This is a genomic window from Halococcus sp. PRR34 (genome assembly GCF_028617175.1).
GTDB lineage: Archaea > Halobacteriota > Halobacteria > Halobacteriales > Halococcaceae > Halococcus > Halococcus salifodinae.
Map to the genome: position 1 here is coordinate 1 of NZ_JAQJDA010000037.1, position 16286 is coordinate 16286.

Below are 16286 nucleotides of genomic sequence, written 5' to 3' on the forward strand. Positions count from 1 at the left end.
TCACAAGAAGATACGCTGTACTGTTTCGGTCACAGTCACTGGAGGTGAAGTCTAAACGGTCTTGCGACGCGACCAATTCTCTACCTCGTCTACAGGTCTAGTTTTGATACCAGCCTCCTCAAATACAGGAAGAATCCGGCCCAGCGGTTCATCATCCGCCATTAAATCGGGAGTCAAGAAAACATTGCGAGCCTTCCGTTCCCCATCTTCATTATACACGATAGCAAAGCTAGATCGACGGAACTTCCCTTGTTCTTTGTACGCAATCAGCTGAATTGACTCAGCACGCGCGTTTCTCGCGCGCGGTTGGGGAGACAGCGACCGCGACAGCACCGCCGAAGAATCCCGGCCCTTCGGGCCGGCCAAAGCCCGACCGCGTACCCACCCTCCACTCCCGACCCACCTCCACGGTCCTGCTCGCGCGCACAGCGCGCTGTGCGGGCTTTCGCAGGTACAACATCTGGCTTCCATCCAATCTGCTTACGTGATCAGAAACTATAGTTTCTGGGCAGACTGGTCAGAAGGTGGGTCGCTTTAACTCAGGACGGGGGTGGCGAGAAGGTGGCTTGATCCGACTCGGAAACCTGTACCGCGCTATAGCTGGAAATCGATGTCCGAGTCAGCAAGCCGCGTCGCGCCCTGTTCGAGCGCCCGCTCAGCTGACAACTCATCTTGCATTACGAATATGGTGTTCCTCCCTCGGCTCGTATGATAGACCGAGTTCCGGAGGATATCTGCGTGGTCGGTGTACTTCTCTTTCACTACGCAGAACGGCTCAATCGCATCGGGGGGTACGCGGTTGAGATCGTAGAAATTCTCGTCTAAGAACGACTCTATCCGATCGATCTCGTCGGCGGGCACTTCGAAGCGATACTGTTCACTGTCATACCACTCGCGCAACTCGTCGAAGACCTCCTCCTGATCGAAGTACTGACTGAAGATGTACAAGTCGGCATCTTTGACTTTGAACGCGTTGATCTCCGTGGTGTCGGCGTCGAATGTAGGCATGAGTTGAACGCTACTCTGGTTCTGGGAGATTTCGACGTCCTGTACCGGTTGAACAGCGGTACTCACCTCGAACACAAATCCTTTGCTAGCGATCACCACAGCCACAGCAACAGACTTCTCTCTCGTTTCACCAACGTTGCCATGCTAATCGGCAACAAGTACTAAGGGGCGGGGCCATGTACTGAGACGCGCAGGTGTGTTTGCCTGTGCTACGTACGGTCAACACGGGGACACCGTGCGTAGGAGCATACGCGAACCACGGGTCGGGGGTCAAACCGACCGGCCCATTTTCCACTCAGACACTCGCTAGGGGATGGCTTCGGGAGCGTGCCGACGCGCTCATCTGTGGCCCGCCAGCGAGCACAAATGGTGTCGTGACACATCGCGTTTCGAGTGACAACCCACCGCTGGATAGTGGTTTTTCTAGTGAATGCACTACTTCACCAAGATCGACGTCCACAATTGATCTGACAACTACACTGTCCGCAGAGATGGTGGGCGGACGGGCTGTCTCTATCGCTCCGGATCAGTATCCGCTTCTGTCTCTGATTCGGAGGGGCGCTGCGAGAGGCGGTCGAATCGCGATTGCGCGCGCTCTGCGCGCTGGTCGGTCTCCTCAGCGTTGTAGGTCGCGTTCCGTACTTCTCCATCCTCGACGCTCACGTACAGAACCGCGTCTTGGTGGCGACCACTCTCCGGTAGTTCCGTCTTTGGGAGATGGGTGTCGTCAACAGTTATGCCATCGCGTTCGAGCAACAGCACGGCGAGGTCTTCTTCGAAGCGATCAACCACTGCCGTGTACTCGCCGTCGGCTGGCATTGTTCAGTATTCCTCCTCGATGACGCGTTTGCCTTGGTCGTTTGTGACGAAAATCGTATCGCCTCCATTGTTCCAGATCGCCGACCCGGAACCCCAGTAGAGATCGGTGTCGGTGTTGGTCCCCTCGCCGGTGTGGAGGGTAATCGTCTCGTCAGCACCCAGAACGGTATTCGAAGGAATCGTATACTCGTGGTCGGCTGCGTCCGCGACGGTCCATCCTGAGAGATCGAGGTCCTCGCTCCCGGTGTTTTCGAAGATGATGTACTCGTCGTTGAGGTTGTCGCTCTCATCGCCCTCGGCGTCCGCGTGTACTTCAGTGATGCCTAGCGATCCGGCGGTGCTGGATGTCTCAGTCGGTTCTCCACCATCAGTTATGGTCGGTGTTGGCGTACTCTCGGTCTCCGGAGATGTCTGGGTCACTGTTGACGTTGAAGTCGAAGCCGGGGTTTGAGTTGGCTCTGCTCCGACGGTGACCGTCGTGCGTTGTTCGACCGGAGTATCGGAGCCAGGTTCGACCGGTTCTCCATCGCGGATCGAGTCAGGGTTGGTGGGTGCAGTCTGCTGGGTAGCAATGGAGACCGCTTCGCCATCGCTGCTCATGACGATGTTTCCGTGGGTGGCAGTCCAGTAGGTGGCGATATCGCGGTCTGCGAGTCGTTCGAGTGCTTCCTCAGCGGGATGTCCGTACTGTGAATCATACGCACTGGAGATGACCGCCACCTGTGGCTGCACAGCATCGAGGAACGGGCCAGTATTGCTGCCGGCGCTGCCGTGGTGCGCCGATTTGAGAATGGTTGACTGGAGATCGCCACCGTATTCGTCGACGAGATAGCCTTCGCCGTCCTCCTCGACGTCACCGGGGAGCATGAAGCCTGTCTGACCGAGTGTGAGTTGGAGGACAACGCTGTTTTCGTTGCGCTGCTCGCTGTCGAGATACGGTTCGGGCGGAGCGAGGACGTTGGTGCTCACTCCCTCAAAGGGGATTGAATCACCGGTACGGGTTTCGTAGAGTTGAACATCGTGATCCTCGACGACATCGAGATACTCCTGATAGGTCTGTGAACTGGAGGCAAGACCGGGATCGTACACCGCGCCGATGCCGTTGGCTTGGGTTTCGTAGTAGTTGATAACGGCTTCGTGGCCGCCGATGTGGTCGGCGTCAGCGTGGCTGGTAACGAGGTAATCGATGCGGTCGATGCCGTGTTGGCGGAGATAGTCGAGGACGATTTCGCCGTCGTCTCGATAATCGCCAGTGTCGATGAGCATGGTTTCGTTGGTCGGCCCGATGATGAGGGTGGCGTCACCCTGTCCGACGTTGATATAATGGATATCGAGCGTCTCTTTGGGAGAGGTGTTCGATTGCGTGGCAGCAGCAGTCGTAGTGCTGTCTTCGTTCGAGGATGCGGCCGTGGCAGTGGGTGTTTGCATCCCGCTCTGTGTGGCTGCTGTGCCGGCTGTGCGTTCCGTCTGTGTAGAGCCAGCAGTTAGATCAGTGCCAGCGGTCGCCGTGGATTGATTCTCGCCGGGAGCCCCAGCGCACCCAGCGAGTACGACGAGGACGCCGAGGAGGAGTACAACAAGTGTGCGGCGATTCATGGTCGACTCACACGGGTATCTGGACTCATCGCGGATATATTGATCTCAGAGTGTAGCGTGATAAACGGTTGGTGGAACATTATCGTTGGAAGATTGAGTTGTTTTGTCCCCAGTTGCGTCCCTTTCCTGCTGTTCGCCGGCGACGTCAGAACGCTGAATGTAGAGACCAATCGAATCGCTACCAACGGGCCGTCATAGAACAGTTAGCATAGGTTTCGCGTATCGGTCGAGGGGCCCTCTATCGCTAGCTTTGAATAGCGACACTACTGGCTGCTTATCAGACACTGCTTTTCGCGCTGCTGGTGAGGTGTATGACGAGTTCTATGCCACCTTGTACCAAGGTTTATTACCCCTGACACATAACTTCAATCGGTTCACATGGACGTAGACATCGAGACACTGGCACGGTATCCGATGGAATCGGACGACTGGATAATCACGGTGCTGATTGGAGGGTTCGCGTTGTTGTTTTCGTTTCTCATCGTCCCGTGGTTCGTTGTATCGGGGTACTTGGTCCGCGCGATCCGGTCAGGAATGGAGCATGCCGAGCACCCGCCCGTGTTCGATGAGTGGGGTGACTTACTGAAAGAGGGGGTTGTAGCGGGAATCATCGGATTCATCTATCAGCTCATTCCGCTGGTCGTGTTTGGCGTGTTCGTTGGTGGATCGGTTCTGGCCCTGCTCACGGGATCGGATGCGGGGGCCGGTCTCGGATTCCTCGGGTTCTTTGGGGGGTTATTCTTCTGGTGGATTCTTGCCCTCGCGTTTGGGTATGTCGGCTTCGCAGGGGTTGCCAACTATGCGAGGAAAGGCACGTTCGGTGCGGGGTTCGATTTCGGCATTATCACTGATGTCGTGACTTCGCGTGAGTATTTGATCGCGTGGGCCTACGTCATCGGGCTGAATATCGTGGTGGGACTCATCGTGACCGTCCTCAATATCGTCCCTATCCTTGGGGGCATCGTGGGAGTGTTCGTTGGGTTTTACGCGCTTATCATTGCCGCGTGGCTGTGGGGAGACGGATTCGCGGCGGCAACCGATGGGCGACAAGTGCCTGAGAGTTCCCCACCAGAGGATCCCTCTGCCAGCTTCGGTCAATTCGAGTCGTAGTCGGGTGAAGACGTACTCATCATAGTGAGGATATCTGTGGTGAGTCCGCAATATACGAAACCGATGGGAGTGAGTACGTATGCGCAAGGCTGAGGCCGATGAAGAACGCAAAGAGACGCGGCTTCAGAGACTCTAACTCCGCTGGTGGGCGGTGTGATCGGGGCGCTCGGCTGGGGAGTCGGCGACCGAGTCAGCGGGCTGTTCGCGAGCGTTTTCACTGGTCGCGATACCGGGACGATTGAAATCTTCGCGGACCTGTTTAGTCCCGAAATATCAATTCCAAAATTGTTCGCTTGTCGGAACGAGTGTCGGTTGCCTGTGTTCGTGGTCTGAGTCTGTGCCATGATCGGTCATTACATGTCGAGTACCACCGCCGCAAATAGCTTAACCGACTGTCAACAAATCATACGCAGTGTTGGGTGAACAGGCGTCGATCACCGGACGAACGATTCCCCCTCTCCAACGACCGTCCGCCTGCGCATTCCCGTTCCAGCTGCCGGTTTCGGCGGTCCGATGTGATCAGGCGATAGTTGGCGTGGGACTCAACGATCAGCCGATTGCTTGCCCGGTAGAGCGATCGCGAGTGATGACACGACAATGCTCTCAACGAAGTGATCAGTCATGAGTGTGATCGCTGTTGCCGACATCGGCCACCCGGACATGTCGTTGGATCCTACGATTCGCGAGTGTCCCGACACAACGATTCGGGTTGTCCATCACTCTGGGACTGACCCTGAGACGGCGATCTTCTTCTACATCGTCGAGAATCCTGGCGAAGGATTCGAACAACAACTAGACGAGGATCATACGGTTGCGGAATGGGGGTTGGTGGCGGGCTTGGAGCCGACCCGTGTCTATCGGATACGCCACCCCCCGGAGACCAAGCTCATCTCGCCGAAGACGAGCGAACTCAGCGGACTGATGCGCAGGGCGATTACCAACGCCCGCGGGTGGACAGTCCGACTCCAATTTCCCGATCGGAACGCGCTCGCCGCACTCGCCGAGTACTGCGACACCGAGAACATCTCGTTCACCCTCCAGAAAATGTTCCGGCAGGACGAATGGGACGGCGGTGTACCCACGGGACTGACCGAGGCCCAGCGCGAAGCGCTGATGACAGCCTACAAGAACGGCTACTTCGAGGAGCCACGCGAGGCGCGTCTCGACGACATCGCGGACGAGCTTGACCTCTCGCCGACCGCCATCGGCGGCCGCATTCGTCGTGGGACGGCGAAGCTCGTCGAGACGACACTTTTCGACGACTGACCTGAGCTGCGTGAATGGCGTACAGCCACCGTTCGATCACAGTCCATTGTTGTCATCGTCGAGCGAGGATCGATCGGTTTCGATCTGTACTATTCAATGTCGAGTCGGCTGAATTTCGAGTCGGGATGCAGCTGGCAGCGGAGTAGCCCGTAACACTTCCCGCGAGAGGGCTGTTCAATCGCCCGAGAAGAACACTGTTACCCCCATTATTGTGCAAAATATCCGCATCATCGCGCATCGTCCTGGCGACTCAGCAAGCGTGTAAACGGACTCTCGCGGCGAGCGCGCCCGGAACAATGGGTTTCGGTGGCAGGATATTGGTAACGGCCTCGGTCGCTATCCCTGGACAGAGCCCGCCAGCAACGCTGCACGCACTCGCGATCGCGATCCATCGGGGAGAGTAAGTTGAGGGTGAGCAATCCCAACCATACCAGAGTCTCCCCAAGTGTGCACTTCGAACGCACAACCGTAGCCCTTTCGTTAACTGTCACTTCACGCTCATACTGCTCAAGGTCTGATTCTCGACGTCAACATGGTTCGTGCTCAATATCGCAGTCAACTTCGACGTCATAACCCCGTAGTCGACGGCACGCTCTAGCGATGGGGCATCTGGTGGATGAACTCGGTACTTGGTTCGGTACCTCCGACTCGCGTGTTCGTCCAGAGATATCGACGACAAAATCGCGATCGGCCTACACATTAATGGACATGGGTATTGACCCCGATCCCAACGACTGGGACGATGGAATACAAGTCACCACGAGATAAATCGCGGGTCTTGGAACGACAATCGATGTCGGTCAATAAGAGGCGGTATCTCGCCCGCCAGTAGCCACGCTTTCAGTTACGGAGAGTGCTCAGGCGTGATCGACATCAAAGTCCCATGCCACATTTCAACACATTTCATCTTCGAAATTCGCACTCAGAAGCCCGAAACGATCTGGAATAGTCCGAAAAGGTTCGGAACAGCTACCTGGAGTTAAGAACGTGCCCCGACTCTTGACAGGCCGAAGACACCGTGATGTCAAAACTATCCGATCGATTGGAAGGCGTTCAGACGAAGCGCATCGCCATGGTTGGCCTCGTGGCCGTTATGCTCGTGGTTGCTGGGTGTAGCGGAGGCGGAGGTGGCAACAACACCAGCGGTGATGGAGCCACTGCTGCTGCCGGTGAAGATACCACCGCTGCTGAAGAGGAAGCCACCGCCGCTGAGGAAGAAGAGACGACTGCCGCTGAGGAAGAGGAAACCACCGCCGCTGAGGAAGAGGAGGAGACCACTGCTGCTGGCGAAGAGACGACAGCTGGCGAAGAGGAAGCCACCGCTGGCGAGGAGGAAACGACTGCTGCTGGCGAAGAAACCATGATGGAAAACGGGACCTCGATGGAAAACGAGACCATGATGGGGAACGGAACCTCGATGGAGACTGAGACTACAGCAAGCAGCTAACACTCCCTCTGTAGGGACCAGAGGCCGAATTACCGAAGATTTTTCGAGAACGCCTCTAACACCGTTCCGTCTTCACGCCAATTAGTGACATGGGGGCACGCTACAACCCGGGTGCTTGTCATGGATCGCTCGCGCTCCACACCGCCATCATCACCGTTCCCGAATATTTCGATTTCATCCGTCACGAGACACTTTCATCTGGTAGATCAAGCCTGGTAGCAGATCACGAGTACTTCCAAGACGATACTCCAGTGCGTTCACGGAATGGCTGATTTCTCCTGTTGGATCGTTCCCGAAAATCACGAGGAGCGCGAGAAACTGGTCCTCATGATTCAGATCCCGCGCTCAGCAAGACTTTTTCGAGAAAGGGCTCTATTGAATCCGCAGAGGGCAGCGGGATTCACGGTTTGAGGGCCAGTTCGAGGTTGTAGACCGCAGCGGTGAGCGTGATCTCGCGGAACTGACGATACCATGACCGCGCTCGGACGGCGGAGCCGTACGAGCGCTTGATCACCGAGTTCACGGTCTCACAGATCGAGCGCTGGTTGTAGAGTTCGTCCTGGATCCGTGCGTTATGCGCGTGATCGTACGGTGCGAAGACACGGTGCTTGATCAGCGGACGGACGCCTTCGGCCCGGAGAGCCTCGCGAAAGCTCATGTCGTCGTAGCCCTTGTCGGCGGCGAGGCTGAGCAGGTCGCCCGCGTTCCGCAGGGCGACCTGCGGGCCAACGTTCGTTCCGTTGGGCCACTTCGCGCTACAGTGAACGTCGATAACCGCACCCTGCGCGGTATCGACGAGAAACGTCGCTTGTACGGTCTGTACATCCCGATCACACCGCTTGAGATAGTGGCTCGATGCTTCTCTGCGGTCAAAGTAGGTGGCATCGATGGCAGCGTGACCGGACTGATCGAGCAGCTCCGACGAGAGTCGGAGCAGCTCTCGCCAAACAGCCATCGGCGCTCGATCAAGGGATTTGCACAGCGCAGATGGACCAATGAACTCGCCGCGCTCGAGGACGAGCGCGGCTCGAACACGTTCCATCTCTTCGGCCCAGTCGAGGACTTCGGCGAGTGTCGCGTCCATGTGCTCACGGAGAAAGTGCAGGACGGCGTGCTTCCAGCCGGCAACTCCGTTGCCGGCAGGATGGCTGATCTGGATCAGCGCTGCATCAGTAAGTTTTCGTGCAATCGAGACAGCCTGTTTGACGAAGCGGAAGAGAATCTTCTGCACAAAGACTCCTCTTCCGCTTCATCTCAATCGTTCTAACGACTCACCCCGACGCCGTCGGCGGATTCAATAGAGCCCGAGAAAGGGTATAGTCGTATCGGGTGACCCCTTGGTAGCTGAAGACAAGCAGGTTGTTTTCTCATACATAATGAGCGTTGGAATCAATTGACGCCCTAAATTTTTCACACAGGACTAAGCATGACGAATCGACCTAGCCGAGTTCAGAGATATAGGGTATCCGAGGGCATACCCTACGCGAGAGTGGAGATGACAATCGACAGTACAGAGCGGGAGGGGCGAGTTCATTAAACGGCAAACATCCACCGTTCACCGAATATGCCTGTAGGTAGCTCCGAAGACCGGTCTACGACGCTCTGAGGATCCGACTCGGTTACGCGAGTCGCTCCGCAACCCGATCGCGCAGGAACTGCCCGAATAGTGGGGCATCGTCGAGGTGGATCAATCGCGCGATCGCAAGCGGACTACCCTCATTTGCATCCGCCAGCGTCCCCATCCCGAGGTCGTTCATGTCGCCCAGCAGCCGATCGTAGCGCTCGTTCGAGGCCAGATACAGGAGCCGCGTCATCAAGAGCCGGCGCTCGGCCTTGGGTGCGACGTCGCGGTGCCAGAGGGTGTCGTAGACCGACATGTTCGAACCCGAGATGTCCCGTCGTTCGGACATCAGACACCGGTCGGCGGTGATCGCGGCCGCGCGGCCCGACTTCATGCAGGTGTCGATCCCCTCGCCCCATAGCGGATCCACCGTCGGCACGGTGTCGCCGATCGCCATGAATCCCGGCGCATGAAGCCGATCGGGGGTCTGGATGTGCGCGGAGCCGCGGTGTTGGCCGCCCTCGTGACGCTTCGCGTTCGTCAGCCGCGGGTCGGTGTCGAGCCAGTGATCGAGGTAGCCGTCAATGCTCCGGTCTTTCGTCTGGTGGTTCCGGTAGCGCTCGTTCTGGATGAAACACAGGCCGACCTTCGCGGTGTCCGCACCGGTGTGAAAGATCCACGAGTAGCCGCCCGGTGCGAGATCGTGATCCAGCCGGAGCATCATAGCGTCCGTGAGGTCGGCGTAGCCATCGTGTTCGACCCTTATCCCATCCATCTCCCACTCGACGCCGATCGCCTGGTTCTTCCGTTCGAGGTCGCTCACATCGAGGGCCTTCGCCAGGGGCGCTGCCGGTCCGGTCGCGTCGATCACGATGTCGGCATAGACCTCTTGGTCGCCGTTGTAGCGCACCCCGACCGCGTGGCCGTCCTCGGTGATCGGGGCGGTCGCACGCGCGTTGAAGCGATATTCCGCGCCTGCCTCGCGTCCGTCCTCGACGAGGAACTGCTTGAAATCCGCGAAGTCCATTACCGCACCCGGTTGGACTCTAGTAAAGTGGTCGTTCGGAGATTCGAGCACGATCTTCTCAGTGTAGTTCATCACCACGTCGTCGGGCAAGCCAAACGCACCCATCATCGAGGCGAAGGTCCCGGCGGTGGACTTGTTGCTCTGTCGAGGAAACTCCGCCTCGTTCTCGGTTTCGAGGACGAGCACGTCGTAGCCACGTCTGGCAACGTCGCGCGCACACTGAGCTCCGGCCGGACCGGCACCGGCGATCACTACCTCGTGTCGATCAGGCATGATTTCTTCCTTCGCGTGGAATGTCGTCACAGCGCGCCACCGGTACTGCGAACACCGCGAAACGGTTCGCGTATGCCATCGTCGGTCCGCCGCGGATCACTCCACGGAATCCACTCCCGTCGTCGCCTGTGGTCACGGTCGGATCGAACTAACAGGGGAAAGTAAAAATACGTGGCGCCTCTGCAATCCAGAGCATCCTCGCATGCGCTGTTGATCGATGGACAGCGAAGGGGTTGGGTGGCTGAATGCAACTTTCAGCTTCTCTTTCCGACGATTCGACGTGACGGCTGATGCAGAAACCCGGCTTTGCGGTCAAGTTAGAACTGATAGATTTAGGAGAGATCACCGGACGGAGCGGCGATGCTTCTCAGACCATCTGGCAGAGAAAGAGCGGGCGGCAGCGTTAGCCGACCGCCCGCGAGAGGTTATGCACGATACACTTCCAAGTCAGCTCTCGAAATTGCCCGTGCCACGTCCTCGTGTGCAGATTCTCGCCGTCATCCGCCTTCAGCATCGAAAACACGGTTTCGCTCATTGACCGTTGATTGTAGACATCATCGTCGATCCGGGCGTTGTGAGCCTTCTGCAACGGGGATTGCTCACAATGCTTGATCACTGGACGCGTCGCTTCAGTACGGCATTTCTCACGCAGGTCACGCCACGAATACATTTTGTCCGCGAGGAGTTCCCGCAGGTCTCCGGCGTCCGCCGGAAGACCTGCAACCCGATATGCCCGTCATAGGCCTTCTTCGTTGTGAAATAAACGTCCATGATCGCCAGCGAGTCTGTATCCACGAGCAGCGTGGTCTTCATCGCCTGAAACGAGTAATCCGCCCGCTTTCGGTAGTGAGAACTCGCCTGACCACGTTGGAATCCGCTGGCATCGATCCCGATCACCCGGAGTTCTTCGGTCGTCCCGTCAGAAAACTCGACATCCAGCGTATCGCCGTCGGTGACGTTTGTGACACTGAATTCATAGGTTTCGCTCCGGTTGTAGTCGGGTGCCATCATCCTTACGTTCTATACGGTTGTAAGAAGCATTTAGCGACTTATTGGTTATTTTATAAGAAGGATGCACAAGTGGGTTGACCTGGTACGATACTACCCCCGATCTGGGTACTGGTGAGGGGGTTTCGACCTCAGAAGAACGTCTTTAGGTACACTGAGGAACGATGCCTGACCGTGACGACGGACGAACGATCGAACGTGCCAGCGGTGTCGAGGTCGCGTTTCAGGTCGGCAAAACCAACCATTGGACTCGGAAGTATGATGTCCCCCGACCAGTCCAACGCCCGCGAATCACTCGAACAATGCGGTAACGCAGCAATACACGCCCGATGAATCCTCGTCTATCAGCGTGGCTCTTGCAATCGGGAACACAGACCCCAAACGGGACAGGAGCAAACGTCTCCGAGGTCATCTCGAATCCGAAAGTCGGTCCAGTCGGGGAGTTCCTTCATAGTCTGAATATCCCCTACTACAAGATCCTCGGTGCGATGATCACGTTCGTCATCGCGGTGTTTGTCCTATATTCACTCGGGCGGGCGTTCGTGATCCCGTTCGTCAGTCGGTTGTTGAACCGTCGCGGACTCGATGCCCACGAAAAGAAACCATTGCTCCGTCTGACGAAGCTCTTGGTCGCGTTCGTCGGCATCGGTATCGCGTTTCGAGTCGCTGGCTATACGGGATTGCTCACCTCTATAGCAGCGGTTGGAGCCGCCGCGACGCTCGCGATCGGTTTCGCGCTCCAGGACACCCTTTCGAACTTCGTCGCCGGGGTGTTCATCTACACGGATCGGCCATTCCGAATCGGCGATTGGATCGAATGGGACGGCGGATCATACGCCGGCACCGTTGAGGACATCACCTTTCGGGTCACGCGAGTACGTACGTTCGATAACGAACTCCTTACCGTGCCGAACTCGGTGCTCACAGGAGGCGTCATCAAAAACCCAGTCGCGAAAGACGAACTCCGCCTCCAGTTCACCTTCGGTATCGGCTACGAGGATGACATTGAGACAGCGACCGACATCATCATGGAGGAGGCCGAAAACCACCCGGACATCCTCGACGATCCAGCTCCCACGGTGCGAATGAGTACTGACGGTGCACTCGCCGACTCCTACGTTGGACTCACCTCGCGTTTCTGGATCTCGGATCCTAATCGTGCAGATTACCTGAAAACCCGCGGCGAGTACGTAACCAACGTCAAGCAGCGGTTTGACGAGGCAGGCATCGACATCCCCTACCCGCAGGTCGATCTCTCGGGAGGGATGGGGATTGAGAGCTCACAACGACTCCCCCACTCGGCTGAGTAACTGTAGCTGGATTCAGGCATGGAGCATCGGCGTGGGGCCATTGGCCAGTGTTCAGCTTCACTTCGTGATCGTCTACTGAATTCCCATTGCTTCGATCTGTTCCTGATACCGATTCCGGATAGTGACTTCGGTCACCTCTGCAACGTCGGCGACTTCGCGCTGGGTCTTCTTTTCATTACAGAGTAATGATGCGGCGTAGATTGCAGCAGCAGCGTACCCCGTCGGCGATTTCCCCGAGAGGAGTCCTTCTGCTGCGCTGGCTTCAATGACCTCCTTAGCTTTGGATTGGACTTCCTCACTCAGATCGAGGCTAGAACAAAACCGGGGAACGTATTTCTGTGGATCGACCGGTCGCATTCCGAGTTCGAGTTCGCGGGCAATATAGCGGTAGGTCCGGCCGATCTCTTTCTGTTCGACGCGAGCGACCTGAGTGACCTCCTCCAAGCTGCGGGGGATTCCTTCTTTGCGACAGGCAGCATAGAGAGCGCTGGCGGCCACGGCTTCGATGGAGCGTCCGCGGATGAGGTCCTCGGAGAGCGCACGTCGGTAGATGACCGAGGAAACCTCCCGAACCAAACGGGGTACACCGAGCGCGCTCGCCATCCGGTCGGTCTCACTGAGTGCAAACTGAAGGTTGCGTTCACCGGCGTCTTTCGTTCGGACCCGTTCCTGCCACTTCCGGAGACGGTTCATCTGTGTCCGTTTTTCCGCTGACAAAGACCGGCCATAGGCGTCTTTGTCCTGCCACCCGATCTGAGTAGTGAGTCCTTTGTCGTGCATCGTTTGGGTGGTCGGCGCGCCAACGCGGGATTTGCTCTGGCGTTCTGCGTGATTGAATGCTCGCCATTCAGGCCCTCGGTCGATGTTATCGTTTTCAAGAATCAGGCCACAATCCTCACAGACGAGCTCTCCTTGATCGGCGCTCTTGATGAGACTGGCCGACTCACACTCGGGACAGGCTTGTTCGTCCTCCGTTTCCTGCGCTAGCTCCTCGGTTTCGGTATTGCGCTCGCGCTGGCGGGTGGGACGCTCCATTATGATTTTACATGATTCATGCGTAAGCCCTTGCCGGGACAAATATAAGAAATATTATATGAATGACCGGGTTCGAACTGAGGCGTCCGCCACCGTTGACCGTTCTCGTGTAGTGAGAGTCTGGATTCACCCAAGAATCACGAGTCGAAGTCGGAAACAGATGGCGAGTGCTGTCGCCCAGCGTGGTCGGGGAAGAGAGCCGAGGAAGGCCTCAGCGACCGTCAATACGACTCAATTGGGTTCTGATTCGAGTTCCTCGGTTTCGGCGTTGCTCGTGGCGGTCCCATCGCTCGTCGCGCTGCTTCTGTCGGGTTGGTCCATCTCCGCGATGACGTCGTCGGGGTCCTGGATGTTGCCGGTCGCCTCGCCGGTTTTGATGGCTTCTGCTTTCTGTTCCATCGCCTCGATGTCGAGTTCGGCGTCCTCGTCGATTTCGTTGAGAATCTCGTCGATGTCATCGAGCCCGATCAGCTCGCGGGTATCGTCGTCGAAGTCGAGACTCTCCAAGTCGTGGCCGTCCTCGCGGACGTCGCTCCCCGTGAGGTGTTTGCCGTACCGGCCGAGCATCGAAGAGAGCTCTTGGGGCAGGACGAACGTCGTCGATTCGCCCTGGCCGATCGATTCGAGGGTTTCCATCCCCTTGTCGATCACCGCACGCTCACCCATCGATTCGGCGGATTTCGCTCGCAGTACCGTTGAAACCGCGTCACCTTGGGCTTCGAGGATCTGACTCTGCTTTTCACCCTGGGCACGGATGATGTTCGATTGCTTTTGACCTTCAGCACTTTCGACTGCGCTCCGGCGTTCACCCTGGGCTTCGAGGATCATCGCACGCCGGCTCCGCTCGGCGGAGGTCTGCTGTTCCATCGCCTGCTGGACGTCCGGCGAGGGGTTGACTTCGCGAACCTCGACCGACTCGACTCGAATACCCCATTCGTCGGTCGGCTCGTCGAGTTCCTTGCGGATCCGACCGTTGATCTCTTGGCGCTTACTCAGTGTGTCGTCGAGCTCCATGTCACCCAGTACGGCCCGGAGGGTGGTCTGGGCGAGGTTCGAGACCGCGCGTGTGTAGTCCTCGACCTCGAGGAACGCCTTCTTCGCATCCATCACCCTGATGTACACCACCGCGTCGGCGGTCACGGGCGAGTTATCGCGTGTGATCGCCTCCTGGCGCGGGACGTCCAGGGTCTGGGTCCGCATGTCGAACGTGTAGGTCTTGTTGACGAACGGCGGGACGAAGTTGATGCCGGGTTCGAGCAGCTTCCGGTAGTCGCCGAACACGGTGAGCGCACGCTTCTCGTAGGCGTTGACGATCTCCACTGCGCTGTAGACGGTGATGATCGCGACCGCCAGCACCAGCAGTACCACGATGGCTGGGGCGAGCGTGAGTCCGGTCTGGAGCAGAATGGGTGCCATCAGATTTAAATTTCGGGTGACAGGATCATAAGGCTGCTCCTACATCTCGTATTTCACGGGGTTAGCCACCGATACATCGAGATTTCTGCTGAAATGTGAAATATGGGGTTTCTCTGTGGATTCGACCCGTGGTGACAGCCTTGAGAGTCTTAGAAGATGCGGGTTTCGATGCGACCGCTCGGGGTGTGGCCGTCCTGATCACGCCGGAGCCCTCCCCCCTGTAAATAAAGGAGTGGCTACCGACGGGGTGGCCGAGAAAGAGTCGCTTCATGACCTAAACGCAGATAGCACTGTCATGTGAATGTGACCGGGTTCAATCAGCTGTTGTATCTTCTTCGATACGTAATGCGTCCTTGGCCATATTCTCGGTTCCACGCCGAAGCCGTTCGGACAGCGCTTGGTGAGAGATGTCGAGTTCGTCGGCGAGGTCCTCTTGAGAGACATCACGTGGAACCTGATAATAGCCGTTCTCGACCGCCATGACGAGCGCGTCTCGTTGCTCGTCGGTGAGTTCAAACCGAGCTTGTTCACGGGCGTCGATACCGTAGATTTGCGTAAGATTGAGCGAATATCCGCTCTCCCGAGCATACTCATCCACCGCCTGAAGCCCCTCTCGCTCAGGAAACAGCACGCGGAGGTACCACTGACCGTTCTTTGCGGTGGCATTCTCGACTGTCGCCCCCTGTTCGACAACCATGTATCCAACAATCCGCGCCTCCTGTGTCCACTCCATCCGATAGAGACACTCCTCCTCGGTATCAGCGAGTAGCTCGACTTCTTCGACAGTTTCGTCGGTTTCGAGCAGTGACGTCAACCCTTCGAACTCCCCCTGCGTTGCTGTGACATATGGCACTACGCTGTCGGTGGCGTTTGCGACAACGCGGTCTACCTCGAATACCATGTTCGGTCGGCGTTCGAGGGTCTCTCGAAGCGCAAATTCAGTAGCTGGGATGCTGAATTCTGCTATCGTCGCCATGGACGCTACCGATCCTGCTTGCTCATTAATGCTGGGTTGGTGACTGTGCAGAGTATACCCACCCGTACGCAACCAAGACACCCCGTACTCCGATTACCGTCCACGCCGTCGCGTGACAAACGCGCTACAGTGCTCGCTGCCGCATCCACCCCCGCCGCGGCGCTGGCAGGATAAGAATTAGTAGGCGGCTTGCTTCGAATGCTGTTCTGGATTGATATGGTCGTGTCGGTGTTTTCCTACACTAACGAGGTCTGATTTTTTCTTCAGGTAGCGGGTGTAAAAGACCGTACCAGAGACGGTACCCAATTATGCCGAGGAGGCTGCCAATAGTGCGACTGTACTGGAATGAGTTTGGATCGGCTCTATTGAATCCGCAGAGGGCAGCGGGATTCACGGTTTGAGGGCCAGTTCGAGGTTGTAGACCGCAGCGGTGA

Annotated in this window: 12 protein-coding genes and 1 pseudogene; 4 read left to right on the forward strand and 9 right to left on the reverse strand. The window is 57.3% G+C overall.

Annotated features, from left to right (window positions below):
• Positions 1 to 594: 594 nt before the first annotated feature.
• The 3 genes from PHA81_RS19945 to PHA81_RS19955 form a co-directional block, all read right to left on the reverse strand.
• A complete protein-coding gene (locus PHA81_RS19945) occupies positions 595 to 1113 on the reverse strand; it encodes a hypothetical protein (RefSeq protein ID WP_273838534.1) in 519 nt (172 codons plus the stop codon).
• Positions 1114 to 1521: 408 nt separating this feature from the next.
• Positions 1522 to 1827, reverse strand: coding sequence for a DUF3006 domain-containing protein (locus PHA81_RS19950; RefSeq protein ID WP_273838536.1), 306 nt, complete (start codon positions 1825 to 1827; stop codon positions 1522 to 1524).
• A gap of 3 nt (positions 1828 to 1830) precedes the next feature.
• Positions 1831 to 3423: a lamin tail domain-containing protein gene (locus tag PHA81_RS19955; protein ID WP_273838538.1), complete on the reverse strand. Its 1593-nt coding sequence runs from the start codon at positions 3421 to 3423 to the stop codon at positions 1831 to 1833.
• Between the two features lie 378 nt (positions 3424 to 3801).
• On the opposite strand from PHA81_RS19955, the gene PHA81_RS19960 reads away from it, so the two are divergent.
• From PHA81_RS19960 to PHA81_RS19970, 3 genes are all read left to right on the forward strand, one after another.
• Positions 3802 to 4533: a DUF4013 domain-containing protein gene (locus PHA81_RS19960; protein WP_273838540.1), complete on the forward strand. Its 732-nt coding sequence runs from the start codon at positions 3802 to 3804 to the stop codon at positions 4531 to 4533.
• Between the two features lie 621 nt (positions 4534 to 5154).
• A complete protein-coding gene (locus tag PHA81_RS19965) occupies positions 5155 to 5799 on the forward strand; it encodes a helix-turn-helix domain-containing protein (protein WP_273838542.1) in 645 nt (214 codons plus the stop codon).
• Positions 5800 to 6820: 1021 nt separating this feature from the next.
• Complete coding sequence (locus PHA81_RS19970) at positions 6821 to 7246, forward strand: hypothetical protein (RefSeq protein WP_273838544.1); 426 nt, start codon at positions 6821 to 6823, stop codon at positions 7244 to 7246.
• A 400-nt stretch (positions 7247 to 7646) separates the two neighbouring features.
• Here the strand turns inward: PHA81_RS19970 and PHA81_RS19975 are convergent, their stop codons facing one another.
• The 3 genes and pseudogenes from PHA81_RS19975 to PHA81_RS19985 form a co-directional block, all read right to left on the reverse strand.
• Entirely contained in the window at positions 7647 to 8477 is an 831-nt protein-coding gene (locus tag PHA81_RS19975) for an IS5 family transposase (protein ID WP_273838546.1), read from the reverse strand.
• A 388-nt stretch (positions 8478 to 8865) separates the two neighbouring features.
• On the reverse strand, positions 8866 to 10107 hold the full coding sequence (locus PHA81_RS19980) for a digeranylgeranylglycerophospholipid reductase (RefSeq protein WP_273838548.1): 1242 nt from the start codon (positions 10105 to 10107) through the stop codon (positions 8866 to 8868).
• Between the two features lie 403 nt (positions 10108 to 10510).
• Positions 10511 to 10995 (reverse strand): annotated as a pseudogene (locus PHA81_RS19985) (IS5 family transposase); the annotation flags it as partial.
• Between the two features lie 449 nt (positions 10996 to 11444).
• Between PHA81_RS19985 and PHA81_RS19990 the strand changes: the two are divergent.
• A complete protein-coding gene (locus PHA81_RS19990; protein WP_273838550.1) occupies positions 11445 to 12425 on the forward strand; it encodes a mechanosensitive ion channel family protein in 981 nt (326 codons plus the stop codon).
• Between the two features lie 72 nt (positions 12426 to 12497).
• Here PHA81_RS19990 and PHA81_RS19995 read toward each other — a convergent pair whose 3' ends face one another.
• The 3 genes from PHA81_RS19995 to PHA81_RS20005 all read right to left on the reverse strand — a co-directional run bounded on the left by PHA81_RS19995 (position 12498) and on the right by PHA81_RS20005 (position 15852).
• Complete coding sequence (locus PHA81_RS19995) at positions 12498 to 13460, reverse strand: transcription initiation factor IIB (RefSeq protein ID WP_273838552.1); 963 nt, start codon at positions 13458 to 13460, stop codon at positions 12498 to 12500.
• 231 nt (positions 13461 to 13691) lie between these two features.
• Positions 13692 to 14876 carry an SPFH domain-containing protein gene (locus PHA81_RS20000; RefSeq protein ID WP_273838554.1) on the reverse strand — a complete coding sequence of 395 codons (1185 nt, stop codon included), beginning with the start codon at positions 14874 to 14876 and terminating at the stop codon, positions 13692 to 13694.
• A gap of 313 nt (positions 14877 to 15189) precedes the next feature.
• Entirely contained in the window at positions 15190 to 15852 is a 663-nt protein-coding gene (locus tag PHA81_RS20005; protein ID WP_273838556.1) for a bacterio-opsin activator domain-containing protein, read from the reverse strand.
• Positions 15853 to 16286: the final 434 nt, after the last annotated feature.